Annotated in this window: 22 protein-coding genes and 1 pseudogene; 7 read left to right on the top strand and 16 right to left on the bottom strand. The window is 46.1% G+C overall.

Going from position 1 to position 25,181, the window contains the following annotated elements:
* Positions 1-44: 44 nt before the first annotated feature.
* From U2F10_RS03660 to U2F10_RS03650, 3 genes are all read right to left on the bottom strand, one after another.
* Positions 45-275 carry a hypothetical protein gene (locus U2F10_RS03660; protein ID WP_163660379.1) on the bottom strand — a complete coding sequence of 77 codons (231 nt, stop codon included), beginning with the start codon at positions 273-275 and terminating at the stop codon, positions 45-47.
* A gap of 71 nt (positions 276-346) precedes the next feature.
* Positions 347-697 (bottom strand): NfeD family protein, encoded by a 351-nt coding sequence (locus U2F10_RS03655; protein WP_499870820.1) that lies wholly within the window; start codon positions 695-697, stop codon positions 347-349.
* Between the two features lie 64 nt (positions 698-761).
* Positions 762-947: a hypothetical protein gene (locus U2F10_RS03650; protein ID WP_163660383.1), complete on the bottom strand. Its 186-nt coding sequence runs from the start codon at positions 945-947 to the stop codon at positions 762-764.
* A gap of 328 nt (positions 948-1,275) precedes the next feature.
* On the opposite strand from U2F10_RS03650, the gene U2F10_RS03645 reads away from it, so the two are divergent.
* Entirely contained in the window at positions 1,276-4,017 is a 2,742-nt protein-coding gene (locus U2F10_RS03645; RefSeq protein ID WP_499870819.1) for a helix-turn-helix domain-containing protein, read from the top strand.
* Positions 4,018-4,148: 131 nt separating this feature from the next.
* A complete protein-coding gene (locus U2F10_RS03640; RefSeq protein ID WP_499058932.1) occupies positions 4,149-5,399 on the top strand; it encodes a Sll1247 family protein in 1,251 nt (416 codons plus the stop codon).
* Positions 5,400-5,423: 24 nt separating this feature from the next.
* Here the strand turns inward: U2F10_RS03640 and U2F10_RS03635 are convergent, their stop codons facing one another.
* Positions 5,424-5,669 carry a hypothetical protein gene (locus U2F10_RS03635; RefSeq protein ID WP_499870817.1) on the bottom strand — a complete coding sequence of 82 codons (246 nt, stop codon included), beginning with the start codon at positions 5,667-5,669 and terminating at the stop codon, positions 5,424-5,426.
* A 249-nt stretch (positions 5,670-5,918) separates the two neighbouring features.
* Here U2F10_RS03635 and U2F10_RS03630 point away from each other — a divergent pair, with 249 nt between their 5' ends.
* Positions 5,919-7,004: a M28 family peptidase gene (locus U2F10_RS03630; protein ID WP_499870815.1), complete on the top strand. Its 1,086-nt coding sequence runs from the start codon at positions 5,919-5,921 to the stop codon at positions 7,002-7,004.
* Positions 7,005-7,135: 131 nt separating this feature from the next.
* On the opposite strand, the gene U2F10_RS03625 is transcribed toward U2F10_RS03630, so the two are convergent.
* From U2F10_RS03625 to U2F10_RS03605, 5 genes are all read right to left on the bottom strand, one after another.
* A complete protein-coding gene (locus U2F10_RS03625) occupies positions 7,136-7,837 on the bottom strand; it encodes a response regulator transcription factor (protein WP_163661692.1) in 702 nt (233 codons plus the stop codon).
* 37 nt (positions 7,838-7,874) lie between these two features.
* Positions 7,875-11,105 (bottom strand): efflux RND transporter permease subunit, encoded by a 3,231-nt coding sequence (locus U2F10_RS03620; protein WP_499870814.1) that lies wholly within the window; start codon positions 11,103-11,105, stop codon positions 7,875-7,877.
* Positions 11,106-11,534: 429 nt separating this feature from the next.
* Positions 11,535-12,884, bottom strand: a complete 1,350-nt coding sequence (locus tag U2F10_RS03615) for an efflux RND transporter periplasmic adaptor subunit (protein WP_499870812.1) — start codon at positions 12,882-12,884, stop codon at positions 11,535-11,537.
* A gap of 103 nt (positions 12,885-12,987) precedes the next feature.
* Positions 12,988-13,707, bottom strand: a complete 720-nt coding sequence (locus U2F10_RS03610) for a rhomboid family intramembrane serine protease (RefSeq protein ID WP_163660394.1) — start codon at positions 13,705-13,707, stop codon at positions 12,988-12,990.
* Between the two features lie 64 nt (positions 13,708-13,771).
* The gene (locus tag U2F10_RS03605) at positions 13,772-14,800 is read right to left on the bottom strand and encodes a glycosyltransferase family 1 protein (RefSeq protein WP_163660396.1); all 1,029 of its coding nucleotides are present in this window, start codon (positions 14,798-14,800) and stop codon (positions 13,772-13,774) included.
* A 317-nt stretch (positions 14,801-15,117) separates the two neighbouring features.
* On the opposite strand from U2F10_RS03605, the gene U2F10_RS03600 reads away from it, so the two are divergent.
* Together U2F10_RS03600 and U2F10_RS03595 are read left to right on the top strand one after the other, a co-directional pair.
* The gene (locus U2F10_RS03600; RefSeq protein WP_499870810.1) at positions 15,118-15,768 is read left to right on the top strand and encodes a Uma2 family endonuclease; all 651 of its coding nucleotides are present in this window, start codon (positions 15,118-15,120) and stop codon (positions 15,766-15,768) included.
* A gap of 90 nt (positions 15,769-15,858) precedes the next feature.
* Positions 15,859-16,668: pseudogene (locus U2F10_RS03595) on the top strand (aminotransferase class I/II-fold pyridoxal phosphate-dependent enzyme); the annotation flags it as partial.
* 12 nt (positions 16,669-16,680) lie between these two features.
* On the opposite strand, the gene tnpC reads toward U2F10_RS03595, so the two are convergent.
* Positions 16,681-18,171, bottom strand: a complete 1,491-nt coding sequence (tnpC, locus tag U2F10_RS03590; RefSeq protein WP_499870809.1) for an IS66 family transposase — start codon at positions 18,169-18,171, stop codon at positions 16,681-16,683.
* Between the two features lie 71 nt (positions 18,172-18,242).
* Between tnpC and U2F10_RS03585 the strand changes: the two genes are divergently transcribed.
* Positions 18,243-18,620, top strand: coding sequence for an aminotransferase class I/II-fold pyridoxal phosphate-dependent enzyme (locus U2F10_RS03585; protein WP_499871600.1), 378 nt, complete (start codon positions 18,243-18,245; stop codon positions 18,618-18,620).
* Positions 18,621-18,854: 234 nt separating this feature from the next.
* Here the strand turns inward: U2F10_RS03585 and U2F10_RS03580 are convergent, their stop codons facing one another.
* The 3 genes from U2F10_RS03580 to U2F10_RS03570 form a co-directional block, all read right to left on the bottom strand.
* Positions 18,855-19,616 carry an alpha/beta fold hydrolase gene (locus U2F10_RS03580; protein WP_499870808.1) on the bottom strand — a complete coding sequence of 254 codons (762 nt, stop codon included), beginning with the start codon at positions 19,614-19,616 and terminating at the stop codon, positions 18,855-18,857.
* Positions 19,617-19,755: 139 nt separating this feature from the next.
* Positions 19,756-20,958: a M28 family peptidase gene (locus tag U2F10_RS03575; RefSeq protein WP_499870806.1), complete on the bottom strand. Its 1,203-nt coding sequence runs from the start codon at positions 20,956-20,958 to the stop codon at positions 19,756-19,758.
* Between the two features lie 78 nt (positions 20,959-21,036).
* A complete protein-coding gene (locus tag U2F10_RS03570; RefSeq protein ID WP_499870804.1) occupies positions 21,037-21,843 on the bottom strand; it encodes an AraC family transcriptional regulator in 807 nt (268 codons plus the stop codon).
* Between the two features lie 48 nt (positions 21,844-21,891).
* Here U2F10_RS03570 and U2F10_RS03565 point away from each other — a divergent pair, with 48 nt between their 5' ends.
* A complete protein-coding gene (locus U2F10_RS03565) occupies positions 21,892-22,317 on the top strand; it encodes an SRPBCC family protein (RefSeq protein WP_499058950.1) in 426 nt (141 codons plus the stop codon).
* Between the two features lie 131 nt (positions 22,318-22,448).
* Here U2F10_RS03565 and U2F10_RS03560 read toward each other — a convergent pair whose 3' ends face one another.
* The 3 genes from U2F10_RS03560 to U2F10_RS03550 all read right to left on the bottom strand — a co-directional run bounded on the left by U2F10_RS03560 (position 22,449) and on the right by U2F10_RS03550 (position 25,127).
* Complete coding sequence (locus U2F10_RS03560; protein WP_163660407.1) at positions 22,449-22,859, bottom strand: hypothetical protein; 411 nt, start codon at positions 22,857-22,859, stop codon at positions 22,449-22,451.
* Between the two features lie 331 nt (positions 22,860-23,190).
* Complete coding sequence (locus tag U2F10_RS03555) at positions 23,191-24,318, bottom strand: LuxR C-terminal-related transcriptional regulator (RefSeq protein WP_499870803.1); 1,128 nt, start codon at positions 24,316-24,318, stop codon at positions 23,191-23,193.
* Between the two features lie 200 nt (positions 24,319-24,518).
* Positions 24,519-25,127, bottom strand: coding sequence for a MarC family protein (locus U2F10_RS03550; protein WP_163660411.1), 609 nt, complete (start codon positions 25,125-25,127; stop codon positions 24,519-24,521).
* Positions 25,128-25,181: the final 54 nt, after the last annotated feature.

Raw genomic sequence — 25,181 nt, 5'->3', positions numbered from 1 at the left:
CATTAACTGCGAGCGCGCCCAAATCAGCGGCACGCTCACAAAAGCTATGACAATGCTTCAAGTAGTGACAGTATGCCTATGCCAAAACCAAATATTAGTGCCAGTTTTAGCAACCATGGGAAACCCATAACGAGGACTGTCCAGCCGATGGCCACATTCAAAAAAACAGCCAACAACAGACAGACGGCACAAAAGACATAGGTTAACAACAGAAACCCCTGAAGCAACTTGCCCAGCAAATAGTACCAATACGGGTGATGATGAATTTTTCGCATAAACACCTCTAACAGTCATTACAAACAGAGATCATTGAGAGATGTAGAACTCTCTCTACATCTCTCAATGATTAAGCAGCTGCTCTCTCTCTCGGGGTAGATAGTTGTCGGGTGAGATAACGTACCGAGTCTGGCTCTGATAATGGAAAATTGACAACAGGCAGAGGCAGAACTGGCTTGATCAACAAAACCAAACCATTACGATCAATGACCTGCACGGGAGTATCTACCGGTAAAGGATAACGTAACGCATCAGCACAACGCGCCAACCAAGATACTCCCTGCAGTTGCACTCGACCAACAGAACCAGGCTCAATTAACTCAATCACTCTGCCCTGGACTTTCAAAAAGCCTAAGGCTTCAGAAGGAGGTGTAGTGGTGTCAAGGCTAAAGACTTTTTTCCAAAATGGGCGGATAGACATATTAGTGTCCCCCTTAACTATGGCATACAGTTCCTATACATAAAAGCTGCAGCAACGCTAGCTTCTAAGACTTGTTAGAGTTAGTACCTTGGGAGTCTTTGATAATTTCAATTTCTCCGCTGGAACCAGAAAGTACTACGGTTGCAATTGTTTTTCTAGCAGGTTTATCGGATTTAGGCTGCGGCGATTGGTTAAACAGCAAAATCAGTACCCCGCTTAAGCTTAAACCAAGCAACATATCTAGTGGCATAATACAATCCCTCACTTAATGTCAGCACTTATATCGTTTGGTGCTTTGTAGTCTGATCTTGCCAAAGAGAAAGTCTAAGTTGAAACCTCTAAAGTCTTGAGAGTTGTCAGTTGTTTTAAAGCCTCTTAGTGTCCCTAATCATAAAAAGTCAGGTGGAAATGAATGACTTTCCATGACGTACTACAGAAGTCAGTACAAATGCTTTGGTAAAAAAGTCATAATGTCATAGTAAAAAGTCATGTAGACGTTTAAAAAGTCATATGACTTACGTTAGACTCCTGGATATACAAGGGTTGTGTGTGTCTACTTTACAGTCAAGGAGTCTACTTTGGAGCTAAAGGATGTCTTAGCCTATGTCGATCGCTGTGTTTTTGAATATGCTGATCGACATCTAAATAAGATTGAGAAAGATATTATCCGCTGGACTTATGAAGGCCTTTCATACGATGAAATGGCAATTCAGATGCAATATGGCTCAAGTACCCTACGTGCTGTATACGGATATCAACTATGGCGGCTTCTGAGACGGGTGTGGCCCAATGAAAATATTAATAAATCGAGATTTAGAGGGATTATAGAGCGTCTTTATCGAGAAGATCTAGACTTAAGTAGAGATAGTAATCAACAAAGCTCTGTCTCAAACACTTCTAATCTGGACCTTAAGATAATTCCTGAAAACAATTCTAATGGTGTTTATAGAAATGAATTAATACCTCGCTTGGTTGATACCCTCAAGTCAGGGTGTCGGGTACTTCTTTTGACTGGAGCTAAGGGTATTGGAAAAAGTTACCTGATTGAATCTTTGGGCTCAGAACTAAGGAATCATTTTGCGCAGGTCGTTTATCATTCAACCCACGAAGCTGCTACCTGGCGAACGTGTTACCAAGAATTATCTGCTCTTGGTTTATTGGATTTAACCAACGAATCTGCAAATAAGACGGCTGTATCAGAGCATCAAATGCGTCAGCAGCTACTCCAAGTACTCCACCAGGCCCCATATCTAATAATTATTGATCAGACTGAGCGCTTTATAGAAGATCTCAAACAGGAGATCTTCTATAAAGAAATAACAACGGCTATCAATCACCAAAGTGCCATACTATGGGTTAGCGCTATTCGCCCTGCTGAGATCAATAGGCGCGTTACTATAGAGACCTTGAAAGGCTTCTCATTTGACGAAGCAAGTACTTTTATAAATGAAGAATATCCACATCTCAGCAACTCACTATCTCAAAATGAGATTCACTGGAGGCAGCTTGTCAAGCTATGTGGAGGAAGTCCTGAGCTTTTACATAAGAGTATTGAGGCCTTGCAATCATTTTATTCTATTAACCAGATTGAGCAGTTTACGACTGTTCTCTCATCGTTTCCACCTTCTCTATTTAAATACTTTGAGAGTTTGACAGATGAGTTATCAGAAATAGAACAAAAATTACTCTATCTATTTGCCTTTAATCCCCTATCCTGGAATGATGTACAAAAATGGCCAATAATAAATAAATTTTCGCAAGATCAGTTGATGCAGGCGTGGAGTATGCTACATCGTCGGCATCTTTTAGAGTACTTTTCAGAAACCGATGGTATCTATCAGATTACTCCACCATACTTGGGCCTTTATTTACTCCAAAAGTTAAGAGAGATATTTCTGCAAGAGTTAAATGTAGAAAACCTAAAGCTTTTCCACACTTACCCGTTGTCTCTACCAACTGCCTCTGTAGAGCAGCAGAAAATCCTTAAAAACTATCTTTTGGTGCCTATGGTCAATACGCTTAGGCATCGGTTGTCGCCAGAGGATTTACATGCTAAATTTGGTCGCCTGCTCAGTCAGCTTACTACATTACCTGCATCCTCTTGTAGCTATGCAGCCGGTAGCCTATTTAATTTAGCTGTCCACATGAGACTATCGCTCGTCGATGTGAGTTGGGCTAACCTAACCCTATGGCATGCTGATCTCAGATCACCTGGATTACAGGGCCTAGATTTTAAAGGATGCCAATTTCGAGAGGCTGTCTTAATGACAGGAGTATACGAATCTTTTGAGATCGCACTACATCCTAATAGAGCAGCGATGGTCATTGGCGATTCGCAGGGATTTTTGCAGGTTTATCAATGGGTTAACAATCGATTTATTTTGGCCTGGTGTGATGATCTGGGTATCCCCATTCAGCAAATAGTGATTACAGATAGCAATACGCTAATTGTGGTCTTAATCGACCAGAGCATTCTAATTTGGGACACACTTACCCGTAAAGAACAGTCTTATAGTGATGTATCTGGCGTTGCCGCTATTTGCAGTATTGACCTGAAAGCTCATTTACTTGCAATTGGCTTGGGTAATCGAGAAATTCAGCTTTGGAATTTAATATTGGGTGAAAAAATAAGCGAACCGCTGTGTGATGCCAATGATATTGTGAGACATTTGGCATTTAGTCCAGATGGCAGAATTTTAGCAGGCTATGACAACAACAATTCAATACTGGTTTGGCACTACAATGCATCACATAATACCTACACCATGGCTGAGGCTCCACTGCCCTTAAACCCCTACGGAGATTTCTTAGCGTTTCAATGGATGGGGGATCAGCTGAGTGTGATTGAAGCGATGTCAAATGATGATTCCCATAAACGCCTATCTAAGGTCGTAGTTCGCTCCTTTACAGTCACTGATCAGACTATGGCAGAAGATTCAATCGATTTCAAAGTCCAAGAATTGGAGATTAATGCCAGCCAGCCTTACCAGGCTACCTTTAGTAAAAATGGAAGATATCTAGCAGTGTGTGACATAGATCACACGGTTTGGGTTTGGAATGATATTATGTCCCTAATAGAGCTGATTACTTTACCGGAATTGCCCGATACCCTGTTTATCAGTGATGATGGACAACAGCTTCTATGCCAAAATCCTTCTAACATAAGTATTTGGAGCCTTAAGACCCAAGAGATTTTACAGATTTGGGAAACTGTCAGTGATCTAGATCAATACCAGGACTGTAAATTTTACACAAAACAAGGGTTCTCAGACGACGAACTGTATACAGTGCAAAGGCTTGGAGGTGTAGTCGTTGAGTGAATATTACTTGGGATGTTACAAACCCTGAACAATCCTTCGAGAATTACTGAGAAGCACTAGAATTTTCGTATAAATTGCGCTAATACATACTTAAGCTCACTAGGACAGGTCTAACGGAGACCTGACGTTCAATGTATTCCAACAACGGTGAATTTTTTGCTAGCCGACCGGCCACCAGGGCGGAGCGTGAGGTTTACGGCTATGTTCGTCAGCTTTCAAGAATAGAAGATGCCCAGCAGGCAATTGATGCATTTTACGGCCTTCTTTTCAAAGCAAGTGTTACTCTCCCAGAGCTGGATTCTAACTCAGTGCGCCATGCACTGTTGCATATCTTGGAATCTCCCGAGGCTAATAAAATTCTGCCCTATGTGATTAATCGGTGCTTCTATACAATTGGCAATATATGGCGCATGGATACTAGTCGTCATTCTGCTCTGAGAACATTGATCCTCAGGGCCAGTGCCGTCCCTGAGAAACGTCCAAGAGACAGGCGTGTTAGGCAACTGGTAAACGCTATGGATGCCTATGTAAAAAATGGCAGTCTGTATGTTCCTCTACAGCGTCAGATGCATTTGCTATGCGATCTTCCCCAGGAAGAAGACTGCACATCTTTTGCCAGTTGTTTCAAGGATTACTTCTTTATTTATGAGTCAGCAGCCGTTACCCGCGATATTCCGCTACATCATCGTAAAAGTATTCAGCTACAGCGCAAGCACCAAGCCCAGCATTTCAACAAACGTCTCAATAACTATTGGCACGATTATCAACAAGGGCTAAATCCAGTTAATCCCACAAGATTGTCCGATGATGACCTCAGAAATGCAATTTGGGCATTTCTCCCCGGGCGAGACGGTAGCTACTTAAAGCAGGCTTGTCAGTTTGATGAGTTTTATCGTTCTCGTCAGAAGCGCGAGGACTTTCTGACGCATTTCCATGGGTATGTGATGGAGCCCTTTGTGGAGGCTAACTCACGGTTTAAAAATAATCGGTTTAGCAGTTCAGTTAGGACTACATTAGTTGAGAGTTTGGGGACAGACACAGCACCCATCACCGATGCATCGATTACATACATGTGCAGTCGGCTGTTAAAAATACTGGTGTGTAATACATTGGAGCATCCTGACATTGGTCAGTTTAAGCATCTGATCAAGACCGTAGGCCATCAGGCACTAACGGCAGTTCTGTTAAAGATCGTCCTGTTTAAGCGTACGGTGCGTTCTTGGTTCGAAGACCGCTTTGGCATTTTGTTCCACAAGTGGGAATCATCTTCACTGGATTCCATTGGTTGGTTGGTACAGTCCTTTGAATACATGAATGTAGCGCTTGCCTTAAATGCCCCCTGGGTTAATTACGTACCTAAGGCTAGACACACTGTCGCTTAACGCCTTCTAGATAAGGACGGAACCTCAGAAAACATACCAAAGTACCCCTGGGTCAAGGCTGTCAGGACACTGTAACCCAGATAGCGCAATAGATATCGAGAGCCCGTCCAGCTGTTCTGGCACTAAAGTCCATGTGCTGAAGAAGGCTGGCAGCTCCATGGATGACGACAGCGTGAGTTCGTAGAGAAAGCCTACAACGTTGGGGGTGATGGGCCCGTAGGTTACATAGGGCGTAATCTGAACCGGATTTTCGTCACGAATAGGGACCACGCTGCCCCCAGAAAATCATTTGTCCATAGGGTATTAGGGTAAGCATTGTCTAATGGGCAATATTTCTTAATCCTCAGCATCATCTGAAGTTCATATATAGCTCTTTTGATGAAAATCCTGTGAAATGTCCAAGGATACGTATCAGTCACAACATTTACTGGCAGGGGTACTTCGCTAACTTTTTTGGCGTGAGCAATCGCTCAGATTAATGTTTAACAATCTTCTCAACCCCCACTGAAGGTTTCTATTGTGTCTATCAAGATTGAAAAAACAGCTTTTTCCTGGATATTATTGGGCATCGCTGCTCAGCCATTTTTATCATCGTCTGTTCAGGCGGCATCCTTTGGCTTTGGCGAGACTGCCGTTGAGACCATCAACTATCTGGCTGAAAATTTAAAAGGACGGAGTGTAGGTACCCAAAAGGAAGCCGAAACGGTTGACTATCTTGTGCAGCAGCTCAAGGGATTTGGGTATAAGCCTACCTTGCAGCCATTTACCTATGAATGGCAAGGTGAGACGCTAACTTCTTATAATATTTTGGCTGAGCGCACTGGCACCTCGGGTCAGCAAATTCTGTTAGGGGCTCACTACGACAATGCTCCCAGCAGCGCTACGCTAGATCGTACCAATCTGGAAGGCGTTAACGACAATGCTTCAGGGGTTGGTGTTTTGCTAGAACTGGCGCAACGTCTGGAACCAGAAACTAACAACACAATCAAATTTATTTTCTTTGGAGCTGAAGAAATTGGGTTAGTTGGCTCAAATTTTTATGCTGACAGCCTGAGTAAGCAAGAGATTGACGATACGTTACTGATGGCCAACCTCGATAGTTTGATAGTAGGCGATAAGATGTACTTCAATGCGGGGCGGGGGGCCACAGAAAAACCTTCGTGGTTCAAGTATCGAGATCTTGCCCTTGAAATTGCCGCCGAAAATGACATTGCGGCAGAAAGTAATCCAGGGTTCAATGCCTTCTATCCAAAGGGGACCGGCTGCTGCAGTGATTTAGAATCGTTTGATTTTCTGATGCCCGTATTGGCAGCTGAGGCGACGAACTGGGACATTGGTGCTCAAGATGGCTTTACTCAGACTTCTGATCCTAGGGTACCTAATGGACGCACTTGGCATGACCCGGCCACTGATAATCGAAAGTTTATCAATACAATTTTCCCTGGTTTGATTGAGGAGCGCACGCGAAATTACACACTAATCTTTGATGAATTTATTGATCGGGTAGATGCTGAATCGGTACCAGAGCCGATGAGTCTGTTGGGGTTTGCGACTCTGGGGGTCGGTGGTTTGTTGCTCAAGCGACACAAAGAAACGGGGAGTTAAAAAAGGTGCGTTAGCAACAGTCTCCTAAAACTCACTTAGAAGACTGTTGTTATCCGTGATTTGTTTAAACATACTGTACGTTCCTGGTTTGAAGTCGGATATTCTTTGAATGTGTCCGAAAGTAGATATAGTCATTGAACTAACATAGATCGAGAAGAAAAGGCTTCTCTCAGAACATAGCCTGCACCTCGTATAGTGTGAATTAAGCGACTTTCACGATTGGCTTCTAGCTTTAATCGCAGGTAGCGAATGTAAACGTGCAAGATATTGGTTTCCCCACCAAAGTCATAGCCCCAGACTTCTTGGATGATGCGATCGCACGACAATACCTGTCGTGGGTGTGAAATCAGATAGACCAACAAGCTAAATTCCTTAGGTGTTAGTTTGATCAAACGGTCTCCACGATAGACTTCCCAGGTTCTCAAATCAATTTTTAAGTCCTGGAAGTTAAGAATATCTCGTCTGCCATGACCGTAACGTCTGAGGTGTAGCCGAATGCGAGCAACCAGTTCTTCAATGCTGGCAGGCCATCGCATGTAGTCATCTGCACCGGAGTCAAATGCGATCGCACAATGATTAACACTACCCTCATCCAGCAAAATAATCGGCAGTGCTTGCTGAGTTGATCGTAAGCGCCGACAAATTTCTAATCCTGATGGCCGTGACAACGCAAGATCTAAAATTGCTAAATCAGGTTGCTGCTCACGCAGTGACATCAAGGCGGAGATACCATCGTCCACTATCTTCAATTGATAGCCTTCGTAGCGTAATTCGGTTGTTATTAGCGTTGTTAAAGACGAATGGTTAGAGGCTACTAAAATCTGAATTGCCATGGATTTAGGATAGTTTACGTCAATCATTGGCATAATCTCACTCCCCTTCAGAGCGATTAACATGGCCTGCCATACCTGCCAGCACGGGTTCTGATCCCAAGTCGGCATGGTCAACACTGAGATCAGCCTTGAGTTGTCGAGATTTTCGGTAAGTCATATCACTCAACAGACGCATAATGGCTGGAACCACCGTTGGCGTTAGGAATGTTGAAAGAGCCAGACCACCAGTTAATGCAATCCCTAGCCCCTGGTAAAGCTCTGCTCCTTTACCGGGAAAAACAGCCAGCGGCAACATGCCTAGCACACTCGTGCCAGCCGACATAAAGATAGGTCGCAATCGGTCGCGTACTGCGTGGTAAAGCGCCTCATCCAACCCACAACATTCCATGTCTTGGAGTTGCAGAGCACGATCCACCAGGAGAATCGCATTGTTGACAACAACCCCTGTGAGAATCACAAATCCTAATCCAGTAATCATATCGAGGGGCACAACAACACCCGGAATCAGATTAGCGACCACCAAACTTAAGACAGCCCCCGTCATCCCCATGGGAACCGTCACCATAATCACCATGGGATAAATCAACGACCGATACAGCGCCACCAATAACAAATAGGTGATCACCAAAGAGAGTAGAAACGCCTTTCCTAGCTGCAACAGAGTTTCTGTCAACACATCGGCAGACCCGGCTAGTTCCGCTCGATAGCCTGCGGGCAAAGACGCTCGCAATGGTTCCAGAATTTCCTGCTCAGCTTGTTCCAATAGAGCACCCAGGGGAGCTTCCCGTGCCACGCTGACCGTTAGCGTCACAGACCGCTCCAGATCTACATGGTTGATGACATCAGGCCCTGTAGTTTCCACCACATCGGCCACATCATCCAGCTGTAGTTGAAAGCCGCTGTCACTGAAAATCGCTAGCTGCCGCAGTTGCTCTGGTGATTCCACAAATGCATCCTGCAGCTCCACGGTCACATCGAGCTCGCGACGTCCATCCGAAAATTCGGAGGCGCGTACACCACCAAGGGCCGCCTCGACCAGCGTTCCCAGCTCTAGTTCAGACAATCCTGCTTCAGCCAGCCGTTCTCGATTAGGGATTACCTGTAGTTCTGGTGCACCAGTGACAAAGTCTGAGCGGACGTTTTGGATACCAGGGAGCGATCGCAACTGATTACTAACATCTTGTTGGAGTTGATTCAGCTGATCTAGATCTGCCCCAACGATCTGGACTTCAAACTCTTTACCCGGATCACGAAATATGGGCACCCGTCGTGGCACCAGAAACCGATAGCCAGGATAGTTGACACTGGCCTCTCGCATTCGATTCACCATGCTGTCTAAGTTTCTACCCGTAGCCTCATCTGGCTCAAGGAAAGCTGCGATCGCTTGTAATCCTGGGCGATGCACATAAAGGGTGCGAAACACCCCCGGTTGTTCACTGGCAAACTGACGGGGTTCTTCGGAAAGGGCAACCGCCTCTGGAATACTTGTTCCAGGGAAAGGGGCAGCCAGCCAAAGCACCAAGTTACGGTTGCCTTCCGGCAAATAATCTGCTGCCGGTAACAAACGGGTTGTCACCACAAGCAAGCCAATCGGAATAGCCAAGACCACCAGACGTCGACCCTGACGACCTGCCCCCAATGACCAACCAACGGTTGCTAGCAAACCTCGTTCCAGTCGACCTTGCCATCGCCGAAACACACCAGATGTTCTCGCCACCATCCGTTCAAACCAGTTTCCCTGTCGATACACCGGGTCCAGCAGCATTTGCTGAGCTTCAGCCTGGTTGAGAAACAGACCCGACAGCATGGGCACTAGCGTCAAAGCAGCAAAGAGTGAAAACAGAACAGACGCCGATAACGCCATGCCGATGTCAAAGAAAAGCTGTCCGGCTTCTCCTGTGACCAACACAATGGGAGCAAATACCGCAATTGTTGTTAGCGTTGAGGCCAGCATAGCCCCAGCAACCTCTTGAGTGCCGTCAATCGCCGCCTGCACAGGTGACTTTTGCTGCTGCATGTGAGTGAATACGCTCTCAAGCACCACAATGGCATTGTCCACCACCATCCCCACAGCAAAGGCTAATCCGGCCAGACTGATCACGTTGAGCGAGCGCCCCAGGGCCGCAAACACCATAAATACCGCGATTAAGGTGGTGGGAATGGTAATCGCAATTACCGCCACTGTACGCAGCGACCCTAGAAACAGCAGCAACACCAGGGATGCCAGCATAGCCCCGATAACCAAGTTGCCTCGAACAAAGGAGATAGAATCGTTAATGTAGTCATTTTCGTCATAGGGAATATCAAATACGATGCCCTCACCTTCACGATCAAAGCGCTCTTCGAGTTCAACTAGAGCTGTGCGAATCCCTTGAGAGATTTCGGGAACATTTCCGCCCACCTGACGAATGATGCCCACGGCAACCGTAGGCTCTCCATCTCGAATCAACGCCCGGTCGCGAATCCTACGTCCAAATTGTGCTCGGGCCACATCTCCCAAATAGACCGTTCCAGAAGGATCTCGCCGCAGGACAAACGTTTCCAACTGTGCAACATCATTGGAACGACTGACCGTGCGCACACGATATTCTCGCCGCCCCACCACCAAGGGACCACTGCGAATATCTCGATTATTCTCCCGCAGTGTTGCCACCACATCTTCAATGGTGAGATTACGATCGGCCAGGGCACGCGGATCAACAACAACCTCAACCTCACGCTCTCGTCCGCCCGAAATCTGAAATTGTCCCACCCCTTCTACCTGGCGAAACCGGGGGATCACGACGTCATCAACTAAATCGCGGTAGTGATAATCATCCGACGTAAAACCCTCCTTAGGCGTCAGGATCACCCACATCATCGGACTGCTGCTACTGCTCACCACTTCAACATCCGATTCATCCGCCTCAGGGGGCAGGGAACCAACCTGCTGGAGCTTACTCAACACATCCACAAATCGCCCGTCAACATCCACATCCCACTCAAATTCAAGACTGATGATGCTCAAACCCAGGCGGTTAATGCTAGTGATTTCTTGAATCCCCTCGACTTCCTCCATACGTTCTTCGATGGGACGTGTGACCAGTTCTTCCACTTCAGTAGGGCTGGCCCCTGGATAGGGTGTGGTAATGGTAATCTCGGGGCGATCTCCGCCCGGTTGTAGTTCTAACGGTAATCTGAATAATGCCAAGGTGCCAAATAGGGCAATTAGGCAAAAGAGAACGGCGGTTCCGTGTCGCCAGCGGACGGCGGTTTTGATGGGGTTCATGATTTGGGGTGGGGGGGTGGATATTAGGCGAGAATATTGGAGGTGAGTTTGTTATTGGTTATTGGGGGTGGGGGGGTGGATTGGGGCATTTTGGGTTTGGTTTGGTTTGGTTATTGGTTATTGGGGGCTGGTGGAGGATACATGGGTAGGGGGGGTAGGCGTCGCTAAGAAACAACTTCATGACTTGAAATTTCTGCAGAAATTGATCCAGAACATTTATAGTCGCCCTAGCCGTAACCCCCAACTTAATGCTATTTGGAAGGCCTAGTACGTTGGGTCTTAGGGCGGCGTCCCGGCCCTAACCAGGGGGTTTGGGGAACTCGGAGGGACCCCAAGCAACATCTTGAAGTTCCTCATCAGCATTCTACGCAATGATCTAAACAACCAATAACAAAGACTCAATAACCAATAACAAGGAACAAATAACACCTACCCACCCTCTTCACCCGCCGATCGATCATCCGTAACATTTACCGTTGCCCCATCCTGTAACCCCTCAGAACCTCGCACAACAATTGATTGACCCTCTTCAAGCTGATCAGAGATAATAGCCACAGATGTCCCCATATCAGCAACAATTTCAACTTCGATGGCCTGTGCTTGGTCGTCAGTAACTGAAAAGACCATCCATTCTTCAGCTCTCTGCACAAGGGCATCACGGGAAAGGATAAAGCCGGAGGTATTGCTTGCCAGCTCTAAGGTGCCTTGGATGGCCATACCGGGCAGCAATCCGGTGGGCGGATTGGCTAGCTGAAGCCGGACTCGCTGGCGTCGTGAGGCTTCATCAGCGGTGGGGATGATACCTGCGATCGCACCTTGCCCCTGCCACTCAGGTAAAGCACGGGAGGTGAGTTCAACAGTTAACCCTGGCGTAATTTGACCCGCAAGATCCTCAGGAATTTCGAGAAAAATATCCAGGTCAGAGCGGTCAACCATCGACAGAATTGGATCGCCGATCTCCAAGTAGTCTCCTACATTAGCCATGCGCTCCTCAACAGTTCCAGCCGTGGTTGCCTGAATTTGTGTGCGACTAACTTCGAGATGGGTTTGATCCACAGCGGTCTGACTAGCGGTGACAATGGCACGCTGGGCCGCAATTTCTTCGGCGGTAGGGCCTGCGGTGGCTTCGGCGAGGACAGCGGCGGCTTCTAAGCGCGATGCCTGGGCATCAGCAACAGCAGTTCGAGCTTCAATTAACGATCGCTGAGGTAGACCGCCCACAGTTACTAATTCTTGCGTTCGCTGTAGATTGTCTAAAGCTTCTGCTTCCCTGGCCTGAGCTGACTGCAATAGGGCTCGGCGTTGTTCAATAATCTCGGGCCGGGTGCCGACTTCTAACTCGGCTAGATTGCTACGCTCAGAGGCGAGAGTCGCCTGGGCTTGGGAAAGGGCTAGGCGTTGGTCAGAGTCATCGAGGACTGCAATGGTTGCACCGACGTTGATCGGGTCTCCCGGCTCAACCAAAATTTGTTGTACAACGCCTGGGGTTTGCGATCGCACCGTCGCACTGGTTCTCGCCTCAACTTGACCGATGAGTTCAACTGATCGGATACCCTCTCCCGTCGTTAATCTTGTTACTTCCACTGGTCGTGGCGGTGGTCCTTGGGCAACAGTCTCTGGGGCGATTACTGCGCTGCTTTCTCGATTGATAAACCAAACCAAGCCACCCCCAGCCAGAATACCTATCACTAACCAGGGAAGCCAGTGATCTCGCCAATTATGCTCTTTCTCATACTTTCCAGGACGAGCTAAGGTCGCTGAATCAAAGTCCGAGGACATCTCCAAAACCTCTGTAACACTGCGTGATAGGTATCAGCTCAATGCTTCAAAACCTTGCTATGCAGTGTTACAGAGAAATCTCACAGAAAGATGATAGTCGGTTCTACCCTTGCTGAGTCTCTTCGTTAGAACTGAATAACCCCAGGGCTGGTCCCAAGATAGCCCCAAATACAAATCCGCCTGCATGGGCCCAGTAGGCGATGCCGCCATCTGCCATGCCAACATTAGTGGGGATACTGAGACTGGCAACACCATAGGCCGCTTGCTGTAGAAACCAGATGCCTAAATAGAATATGGCTGGAATTCTGAAGGGCAAGAACAGGAATCCCAGAGGCACAATTGTTACGATCCGAACCGTGGGAAATTTGAAAATATAGGCTCCCATCACACCTGCGATCGCACCGCTGGCTCCCAAGGACGGAATGTCAGAAAACATACCAAAGTACCATTGGGTCAAGGCTGCCAGGGCACCACAACCCAGATAGAGCAACAGATAGCGAGCCCGCCCCAGCTGTTCTTCTACGTTATTGCCAAAAATCCATAGGTACAGCATGTTGCCAGCCAGATGTAGGGGACCGGCATGGATAAATTGGCTAGTGAATAGGGTGGACCATTCGTAGATGTCAAACGGGATGCTCCCATCACCAAAGAAACTGACGGTTAGCTGCTCTGGAACTACGGCCCATGTGTGGAAGAAGGCGGTCAGTTCCATGGGGGACGACAGCGTGAGTTCGTAGAGAAAGACGAAAACGTTGAGGGTGATTAGTCCGTAGGTTACGTAGGGCGTAATCTGAACCGGGTTTTCATCACGAATAGGGACCACGCTGCACCAAGAGATACCACTTGCTTACAAGATATCAGCTACCTGTAGACGGGACAGCCCTAGTTTATGAAGATCGACGCAAAAGTTTTTTCGCTTGTCGTTGCAGACGATTTGGAAGAGAGGGGGATTGCGATCTCAACAACCCTATTGTTTGTTGTAATTCTGGTTGTCCGCACCAATACTCATAGGCAGGCACCGCCACCCGGTTCAACAACGACACCCAACGCTGAGTAATGGCCTGGGGCGTACAGGCCAGGGCCCGCTGATACCCATGGGCCACCATCGCTTGACGTAAGTTAGAATTATCCCGCAAACGGGTTAATTGTTCTAACACCTGCCAGAGGGAATTAGCCTCTAGATAATCAAGGGAACTTTGACGTTCTGCCCAGTAGGCACTGTCCCTGCCTAAAATAGCTGGAATCCCTGCTAACCATGCATTATAAAGTTTTGTCGCCGGTTTGTTACAAAAATTCTGAGTTTGCCAATGCAGCCGGGGATCAAAACTTCGCACAGCCACAATTGCATCAATCTCACGGTAATCGTGCCATTGATTACCGTGGGGGATATCGTCGTTCCCACTGTTAGAAACCAACCGCCACTGTAGCCCTAATTGAGCCAGTCGTTCTTGCCAAATGGGGGACTGGAACTCTGAATCTAGGCTGTTTTGATGCCCTACAAAAGCAACGGTTTCAAACCGATTTTCCCGTTCAGCATCACGGGGGAGTAGTCCTGGCTGTGGCCAATGGGGCATAAAGACTCGACGCGGAGAAGCCTCCACTGGGTTTTGAACAATATGTAGCTGTGCATGGACATGGGGTGGGGCATCTGCCTTCAGACAGATGAACAGTTGTCGAGCCCCTGGTTTTAATGATGCTCCTTGCAATACACTGCTGTGAAACAGAACAATGCCCTGATTCGGGAGTTGTTGGCTCAGTTCACAGGTAAACCCCACATCTTTCAACCGTAGATAGGTTTGCAGGGTCCAAGCGTAAATTTCTAACCTAAATCCAGGCCAATCATCATTAGCATTCTTTGGCCAGGTGGTTGGCCAAAAAGGCTGAGGTAGATAAAAAACGATCTTTGGTCTGGCCATGGGAATTACTCCCTTTAGACGCTTCTGGATATGGAGAAGGTTTAAATGGTGGCACAGTTAAACTCAATGGGGCTAAGCAAGATATGGACTAGAAAGGTTCGTCATAGGTTGTAACAATAGTTGGGGAATGCGTTGCTTAGTTTTAAGAATATGCATCGCTCGCTTAAGCTCATCATTGAGCAGGGCTGTATGTAAAGGGGGCTAGGTAGACCTTACCCAGATAAATCGGTAACGGGCTTTGCCGAGGAGACGTTCTCAACACACCTTTTCCAAAGCTAGAATACTTAAATCTATTTCTTTTGCTTCCATGTGCCGTTATGGTCAGCGTTGCCCCGATTATTTCACAGCCGGTGCCACAGCCTGTTGGTGAAAAACGTTTTTTGTTTCGCGAACTTGATTGGCAGCGTTACCAGATTCTGCGGGATACGCTGAGTCGCGATCGCAACATTCGTTTTACTTACATGCGCGGGACATTGGAAGTAACTATGCCACTTGAAATTCACGAGTTTTCGGCTCGATTAATTGAGCTTTTTATTCGTATTCTAGTGGTAGAGCTAGGAATGAAGGTTAAGACAATGGGCTCAACCACCCTGGACAGGGAGGCCCTGGATAAATCTGCTGAACCAGATGATGCTTACTATATTCAGAATCAACCCCTGGTTGCTGGTCGGGATGTTGATCTGGAGCAAGACCCACCCCCTGATCTAGTGGTAGAGGTGGACATCACCCATACAGACATTAATAAATTACAGCTCTATGCTGCCATGGGAGTCCCAGAATTTTGGCGGTATAACGGCGAGGTTTGGCGCATTTATGCTTTTTGCGATGGTGAGTATGGGGAAGTAGAGGAGAGTCCTACGTTTCCGCTGGTACCTAAGGTGAAGCTGTATGAATTTTTGGCAACAGCCAGGCAAGATGAGGTCGACGCCGAACTAGCTTTGCGGGCATGGGTGAGATCTGTGATGTGAAATCACGGATTTTCATCACCCATAGGGACTACGTTGCATCAAGAGATACACTTGCTGACAAGAGATCAGGAATACGCGAAGTAATATTCAATGAAAATGGCTGCAACGACTAGTACCGTATACTCTCGAATGCAAAGTATACAGACTCCGATAATCCCGCTTATCAAAGAACTGATCAAAAACAATCCTGGCACCATTCCTTTAGATCAAGGAGTTGTTTCATATACACCACCAAATAGTTCCATCGAAGCAATTCAAGATTTTCTAGCCCACCCCCAAGAGCATAAATATCAAGCAACAATTGGCATTCCCAAACTATTAAGTGGCATCCAAGGGAAATTACAACGAGACAACCAAATTGATATCGGCCATGATAATTGTGTTGTCGTTTGTGCTGGTAGCAATATGGGATTCTTAAATGCCATATTAGCCATTACCCATGCTGGAGACGAAATCATCTTAAACACTCCTTATTACTTTAATCATGAGATGGCAATTGGCATGATCAATTGTCATCCTATACCTGTCCAGACTGATGACAACTATCATCCACAAATAGATAAATTACGCCAAGCAATCACATCTAAAACAAAGGCCATCGTTACAATTTCTCCTAACAATCCTACCGGCGTCGTTTATGATGCGTCTATTCTGAGAGAAATTAATCAGATCTGCCAGGATGCAGGCATCTATCACATTAGTGATGAAGCCTATGAATATTTTACTTACGGCAAAGTAAAACATACGTCGCCTGCTTCCTTTCCGAATAGTATGCCCCACACCATTTCCCTCTTTAGCCTTTCCAAAACCTATGGATTTGCTAGTTGGCGCATTGGGTATATGGTTATTCCTAAAAAGTTATTACCATCAATTCTAAAAATACAAGACACTAACTTAATTTGGTAACCGTCCCTAGCGTTGATCTTGTGGAATCAACGAAGGAGGCTCTTTTCCAGTTCGTGCAGCCAAGCAGGCATGAGCGAGGAAATCAAGCATATCTCTGCCCTGAGCCTTGAGCGAGGCAGTGACGGTCAACAAGCGTGCAACAAACTGACTACCGTGTTGAGCTTGAGAACCAAAACTGGTTTTCCGCCAAATCACCGCTGGCCGCAAGGCTCTTTCAGCCGCATTATTGGTGGGTTCAACATTTCCGATGGCAACGAAGGTCCATAACGCAGGTTCGACCTTGAGCAACCGACGACAGGTTCTGACGGTCTTCGCCAACGGAGATTTTTCATGAGGGTCAATCGGTAGTGAAGCAGCCTCTTCTAACGTCGTTTTGAATCCTTGCCGTAGCTGGGTGACTTGACGGATAAACTGCTCACGGGACAACGTGTTATTTTTCAGTTGATGCCACCACCGAAACAGCCGACGCTGGCGACGCAGCAACGCTTTCCCAATCTCGTGAGAAACACCCATACGCTCTGTCATTGCTGTTAAGTCTCGTTTGAGATGAGCCCAACACACTTGCCGATGGTCTAACGCAATCCAGTTATAGGCACTGTAGCGGTCAGAGGCCACGATACCTTCATAGGATTCACCAATCAGACCTTTTGCGGTCTTCTGAGACCGACTCAGAACAACCTCAAAAAAGCTCACTAGGGGTGTCACCAACACCCATAACCATCCTTTCGTCTGCTTGGGATTTCGACCATCCCGATTCCCTTGAGGAAAACTGGTTTCATCACTATGGAGCACTGGCTGGGTGTGAACATAGTCCTTGGCAGCGGCCACGGGTACGCTGAGGGCGTCGCTCATTTCATTGCGCAAGCGACCGACACTCCCACGAGAGAGACGAACGCTAAACAGGTCCGCCATGAGCGCGCACACTTGACGATAGCTGTGACGATACGGGCCACTCAACAGCATCACGATTGCACTTAATCGTTCCCCATAGCCCAAGGGCGATACCCCTGGCGGTAAAGCCGCTCGGGTAACCTGACCACAGACACCGCAACTGAGTTGATGCAGGCGATATTCAATCACCATTGGCTCCATCGGCGGTAGTTCGATTTCTTGATGACGGTGGGGATGACTATCGTGACCACTCAACGGTGCACCGCAGTCTGCACACGTCGACGGCATCACGTCATGCACCTGGTCACACTCGTCGCTGGGTTTGAGTTTACGAGCCTGACGGGGTGACGATCTTGGTTGGCCTAGTGGAGACCGCTTTTTATATTTCTTTTTACCGTCTGAAGGCTTGCTGAATCCATCACTCGAAGGGGGTTTTGATGAGTTTTGTGAGGTCTGATTCAATCGTTCTTCTAACTGGCTTAAACGCTCATCTTGTTGCTTCAAGCGCTCGCTAAGAACCAGCACCAATGCACGGATACTTGCTGGGGTTGCCTCCCAGTCCGCTCTTGGTACCTTGACTCCAGCAATTTCGATCTCTTCACTCATGCCACCAACTTAGCGAAGCTCACGTACGACGGACCCTAAGATTTCTTTATTTTCCTGGGACGGTTACCTTAATTTGTCCTCCAGTCATTTCACAATATGCAGCCCTAGGCGCATTAAAAACTGATAAAGCGTATCTTTTTACTCATTTATCAGCAATTTCAAAAGTTCGAGAGAGTATTCTCCAAAAACTGAAGGCTCTACCTGAAAATTGTCAAATTGTTGTGCCCAACGGAGCATTTTACTTTTTCATAAAAGTCAATTCGGATCTATCAGATTTAGATTTGGCTAAACAGTTAGTAGAGACTTATAAAGTAGCTGTCATCCCAGGGCAGGCATTCGGTATGCATCAGGGTTGTTATGTTAGAATTTCCTATGGTAGCCTCACTCTAGACAATGCATCTTTAGGCGTGGATAGACTGGTAAAGGGCATTAAAGAATTAGCTTCATGATTGGAGTTTCATGATCTACCTGTTTTGCAAAAACCAGTCAGGATATACGCTATAACCCCATCTATGTAATTAGGGATACCCTAATATGGTGGGTTTTAGAGCAGCGTTCCGGGGCTCGGTCCATGGGAAACTTCAGTGTACCTAATTGGGATAACATGACTACTTCCAGAAAGGGAACTCGAAGGGGCCGTGAAATCCGTTTGAAGACTCCCCCAAGAGGTAGGTTTGTCTCATTTATCCGTGAAGCAAAAAAGACTTTACCTGATGGTTAAAATCTCTAGCCTCTTCATACGCTCCGTGGCCAAGTCCTTTATAGATAATCAATGTGCTATCACGAATTTGCTCTGCCATTTCTTCAGAGGAGTTAAGACCTACAACGTTATCTGAATCACCCCCAATTACTAAAGTAGGGCATTGAATAGAAGGTAGTTCGCTGTAAGTATCATGCTTGATACAGGCATGTGCCTGCTTTAGGAACCTATCAAAAGACTTTGGCTTGCTTACTCTTGTAAGTATTGGATAAAAGGGTTTATACCTTTTGAGCCGGTTTTCAGTAAAGGTTTTTTCCATTGTATCGATAATGAGGTGTCTATAATCACCATGCTCTGCCATTGTTATCCAATTGCCAATAGCAGTCTGAATGGTTTGATTTTGTCTGGCAACAGATACGCCTATAACAAGTTTAGAAACCTTGTCTGAAAAATCAATAGCTAAACGCTGAGCAATCATGCCACCTTGAGAGACCCCAAAGATAAAAGCCTGCCCAATCCCCAATATACCCATGGCCTTATCTAGATTGTTCGCCATATCCTTGATGGAATATCCTTCTTCCATGTCTTGTTTGCGGCTAAACACATAGACTCTAAGGTCTTGTGCAAACAGTCGATAGTAAAGGGCTAACGTAACGGCATTGCCTTTCACCGTTTGTAGCCCATCGCTAAGACCAGGAAGAATAATCAGCGGAGTATCGCCACGCCCAAATGTTACGTACTCCATTGTGGTGTTGCCAATTCTTATAGTGTTTCCCGAGCAGTGATAGAACATCAGAATCTATATCCAAAATCACTAATGCTTAGTTTGATCAATATAGTTGCGAGCCAAAAACTGTTTCATGTTTTCAGCTCGCAGTTGAGATTTATTCTTTCCCTTCTAAGTTGATAATCTCTTGCAAAAAAAGGCACACATCAAGAATCAGTTCCGGGTCTATTAAGCTTGGTGTATCGAGCTGGGTATGAATAACCGTATCTATCAACTCAAATATCCCGGTAGATGTGATGGCAATGGTCGGCACTTTGGCAGAGGCAAACAGCATATGGTCGCCTTGATACCAAGGGGGTATTTCTTGAATACTTTTAAATGAGTGATAGATTGATTCGATTTGTTCAGCATGTTTCTCGGAACATTCCATTAAAGATATTCCAGTTTTATTATCTTTTAGTCCTAACCCATCACAGTTGATGGCAAGCTTGATCTGATTAAATTCACTATTGTATGTATTGAGGTAGGCTATTTGCCCCGGTGTAGAGAAGTAATCTTCACCATTAAACGCGACTAATTCGACCTCAACATGTTCTGATATTGTCTCTTTTAACATCTCTGATAGGGTAAGTAAGACAGCAACGCCTACGGCATTATCAAGTGCACCTGGTGTTCCTGCCTTAGTATCAAAATGGGCCGTGACAACAAATTTACTTTGACCAGCCTGACCTTTTCTAGCAATAACATTCGCACCGGTTGTCTTTTTCCGTTTACTGTTAACTCTCAAATGAATCGGTAAATTGCTGTTTACAAGCCTATCTCTATCATTTTTAGAAAATACAACCGATGGAATATCAAAATCACCATCTTCAAGGACAGGAAGCAGGTGTTTATCATTCAAGCTAGTCGTCAGGATCGCTTCAGGCGCTTTCTCTTCCAGTAAGCTAATGATTCGTTGATGATGCTCGGGATTATAAAATTTAAAATTCTTTGGCATCAATGGTTCTTGGGTTAGTTCGCCGCATAAAACAGCGATTTTACCTGCCAAGTCAGCCTGCTCAAGCTGAAATATGCTGTTGACCACCTCAATACCAGCTTGAACGTTACAAGGTAACGAATAGGGTGAAGGCTCAACATCAGCTTTAGTATCCCCGATATTTAAGGTTGTTTCGTTTTTCTCCCAGTCGAGGCAGCCAAATTTCTGTAATGTGACCTTAAACTTGTTTCGAATAAAGACCCGCTTAATGTAATCTTCTGCTCTATGATTTGCAACGGAGCCGGTGGGTCTTTCACCTATATTTATAGATAATTCGTTGATGTGGTGTTTAATTTGCTTGAGTAATACATTTTTGTTGTGCATAACATTCCCCTCCGTTGGTTAATCGTATGTTTGCAATGTATCTCAAGCTTGCTAAAAAAAATTGTAAGAATGCGACATCTATTCTGGTATTTGACAAGGGTGTCTAAAAAACGCTTTGGGCGATAAACCAGTAAATTCTCTAAAATCACGGATTAAATGGGATGAATCAAAATATCCAGCTTCATACGCAAGTGCTGTCAGGGATGTAGCTCTTTCGAAATGCTTGATAGAGGTATTAAATCTGACAATACGGCCAAATTTTCTCGGCGATATTCCGACATTTTTTAGAAATGTTCTTTCTAATTGTCGTTTACTGATATCTAGCTTGCTTGCTACTTCATTGACGGCAATTTGCCCATTGACACCCGCAATGATATTGACAGCTTCCTGAGCGAGAGAGAAATCATCAGGGATAGATAGTCTGCGAAGTAAAAAATTTTCAATTAGCAGAATACGTGCATAAACCCCATTGGCTTCAATAATACGTTCTTGCAATGCTTTTATTTCCACTGGGAGGATATTGTCTAAAGCAATACTTTGATTAGTAAATTCATTAACCGGATTTGGGAAAAAAGCTCTAAAGGCACAAGGATAAAACACAACAGCCAACATTCCCACAGAACCAGGTGCTGTCATGACATCCTTGTATTCTGTTTGTTGTCCACAAATCAAGCATTGTGGCTGGATGAGGCTTTGACTATGTTTGCTAATTTCTTTAAATGGGGTTCTGTAGTGAAATATGAGTTGCAATTCTCCAGAAGGAATTACTCTTTCCGTATAAACTGTTTGCAAGTCTGAATTTAATTCAAACTGCCAATAGAATTTAACAAGGCTCGACAAGTAGCTATTTGGTTTGTAAGTTTTATATATTAACAATACTGTCACCTGCTCTTGTTCTAACAGTGATATTGTAAGCCTTCACAAGGAGGGATAATGAAAACCTATAGCGTCACCAAAACGATCAATGCCAGTGCAGATACCATCTGGGCCATACTCACTGATAGCTCAAAATACCCTGACTGGAACGAGACCGTAGGCAAAATTGAAGGTAATATTGCCCTAGGAGAACAGCTCAAAGTCTACTCAAAAAGTAACCCTGACCAGGTATTTCCTGTCAAGGTTATAGAATTTGAACCTGGTAAGAAAATGATTTGGCGCGGCGGCATGCCCCTAGGGCTGTTTGTCGGTGCTCGTACATTTCTCTTGTCGGGTGATAGTCATGGCCCTATGGAGTTTTATATGGAAGAAAAATTTAGCGGTTTGATGTCACCGTTAATAACTCGCTCAATTCCAGACCTGACGCCATATTTTGAGCAGTTTGCCTTAAATCTAAAAGATAAAGCAGAAAACTATAAATAATGCAGATTGCATCATCAAAGTCTTTTTACAGGTATTAAATTTTGTGTTACGTGGGCTAACTCACGCCATAACGGTGCTTCTAACCCAGTTAGAAGCACCGCCTTTTGATCAACACTCGCTCAGCTAAACACCTATTTATTCGTGTCTACGGCTGATGGTAGTTTTTCATCAGCCCAACTCAAACCACGAACAACCCATTGCCCAACGGCAACAGTGGACAAAACCAGAGCAGTGATTTTAAGACCGAAAATAATCAATCCACTGAACGTAGTCGTCAACGTGACCAAAGCAATGGTGAGTACGGCTAGGGCTGCGGCTAGAAGCAATTGAATAGGCTGAGTATTGCGCAGCAGCTGCCAAACGGCCTGCGTTTTCTCAAGGACCAGCGGCTGATACTGAACCCATAGATTAAGAGTACTGTCCGTGGCTTGGGTAGCTAGATTACTCAGCTTGCTTTCGAGGGCAATACGAGGCTGCTCTGTGGCATCAGCGACAGAAATATCAAAACTAGCAGGGCTAGATGTAGGTTTTGCTAACGTCATAGCTCACTCCTTATGTGAGAAATGCAAATGGAAACCAGGGATGTCTAAGCGCTAATGACCGATCCCTTGGGAACTTAATGAGGCATAGGGACTAGAAAATGTAAGTACTAATGTATCACACTAGGGTACATATGAACTAATCAATTAATTACTTAATAAAGTGCCGACGCTATCTTTTATATCTGTAGTAAATTTATTGGTTGTTACATTCAGCATCCTCAAAGTCCCATAGTCATGGTGAGCAAAAAACATAATCCCAAAACATAGCTAGCCATAGGGTAGAAATGGCGACAATAAAGGACCTTTGTCCCAGGAATAAAAGATACCCAGGTTAGCTCAACCAACCATTCTTCGTAGCTTCAAACACAGCCTGAATGCGGGTGCGAACGCCTAGTTTTTCTAGCATGTTCTTGGCGTGGAACTTGACCGTTCTCTCACTGATGTAAAGCTGTTCTGCAATGTCGCGATCGCGATGACCCTGGGCTAGCAATCGCATCACCTCTTGTTCCCGCTCGGAGAGGGGCGAAGCGGCTGTAGTCACCTGGGATGAACTCAACTGTTGCGGTAACCGCAATCGCACCTGGGCCACATCAGTCCCTGTCTGGATTTGAGACTCACCGCCCAGGGTTTGTCCTGTGGCTAAAATATCCTGGAAAACCTCGATCAGAGTTGTCTCATTTAGGGGCTGCGCAGGGGTGGTCGCCAACATGGCCTCTAGGACAACAGTATCTGTATCGTAAACCAAACGACAATATTGACAAGACAACTTGACCAACCGATTTGCCATCTGGAGCAATAGCTGGGTGATCGGCAACGCCAACGGTTGTTCCGTACCCAACAGACTTAGCCGGTTGCCCCCAAGCAGAGCGGCTAACTGCTCCGATAGGTGAGCGGCATCCGGTGTTTTTAACAAGGCCTGATGGTTAACGGCACTGGCCAGGGCACCAGCCACAGACAAACTGAGGATCTGTAGGACCTCTAAAAACTCAGGTGCCATGGGACGATGACTGAAAACCGCGAGTACACCAATGGCCTGGTCACCTGCCATCAGGGGCAATCCGGCAAAGCCCTGAATATTGTTAGCGATGGCCCATTCTCGGTCTTTAACCCAGTCTTCATCGGGCAGACAGTTGCTTAAAAAAGGAATGCAGTGCTGGGCAATTTTGCCAACCTTAAAGGCCCCCATGGGTACCCGAGCAAAGTCACCGTCTAAACGAGTGTAGAGACCAGATGAGGACACTAGTCGCAGAGTACGGCGATCGGGCTCCACCAGCCAAATGCGCGTAAATGCACAGCCAAATTGCTCAATCAGCCCATTGGTAACGCAGACGGCAATCTCATCGGGGGTCAACCAGCCGGTAAATTTGCCGACTAAATCTCCACACCGCTTTAGATCGAACAAAAGCCGTGAAACATCCAAGGTATGGGCTGTAAGATTGGGCACCGTGGCAGATATCATACCGAATAGGGTTGAATATAGCTGAAATTGAGGGTGATGGCGGTAATATTAGCCACCGATCAAGCAAAATGTTTAAAGCAACTTCTTTTCAAGTGTAGGTGAAGCTAATGGAGGTTGGAGCCCATTATTGGTCAACTCATTAGGATGCGATCGCACCACCAGCTAAGCAAACAGCTGAGCAAAATCCCAGGCTATGACAGTTATCCAAAGTATCCTTTCACACCAGCCAAGATCGTTTCCATGGCCAAGGCGGCCAGTAATAGCCCTAAAATGCGAGTAACCACATTAACGCCCGTTCGTCCCAGACCTTTTTGAATCAAGTCTGCACATAGCAACGCGATAAAGGTAATGAACAGTACACTCAGCAATGCCAATGCTGTCACTGTCTGGTCTATAAAGCCAAATTTTGTATTGTCAGTCAACAACACCACTGACATAATGCCCCCTGGCCCTGCAATCAGAGGCGTTGCCAATGGAAATACAGCCAGGTCAATGGATGACGCAGGATCCGTGGAGGCTGAATGACCGCCTGAATCCTGTAGGACCATCTGGAGGCCAACAATTAATAACAGAATGCCCCCGGCTGTTCGGAAGGCTGGCAGGCTGATATCCAAAGCCGCTAACAGAGATTGGCCAACGACAAGGAACGCTAACAAAATTAACGTTGAAATGCCTACCCCAAGCAATGCAATACGTCTGCGGCTAACCTGGGGCTCCCTTTGCGTGATGGCAATAAAAATAGGTACTAGACCAATCGGGTCAATGACAACAAATAGTGTTACCGCATCCTGAAGAAAATGTTGAAGCATAGAAATCTATCGTTACTATAGACCTGTGAGATATCTACACTACTTCAGGGTTTA

The organism is Leptothoe sp. EHU-05/26/07-4 (assembly GCF_043421015.1).
Classification (GTDB): Bacteria; Cyanobacteriota; Cyanobacteriia; order Phormidesmidales; family Phormidesmidaceae; genus Leptothoe; species Leptothoe turfae.
The sequence above is the reverse complement of the archived record's forward strand: the minus strand, read 5'-3'. Positions and strand labels throughout refer to the sequence as shown.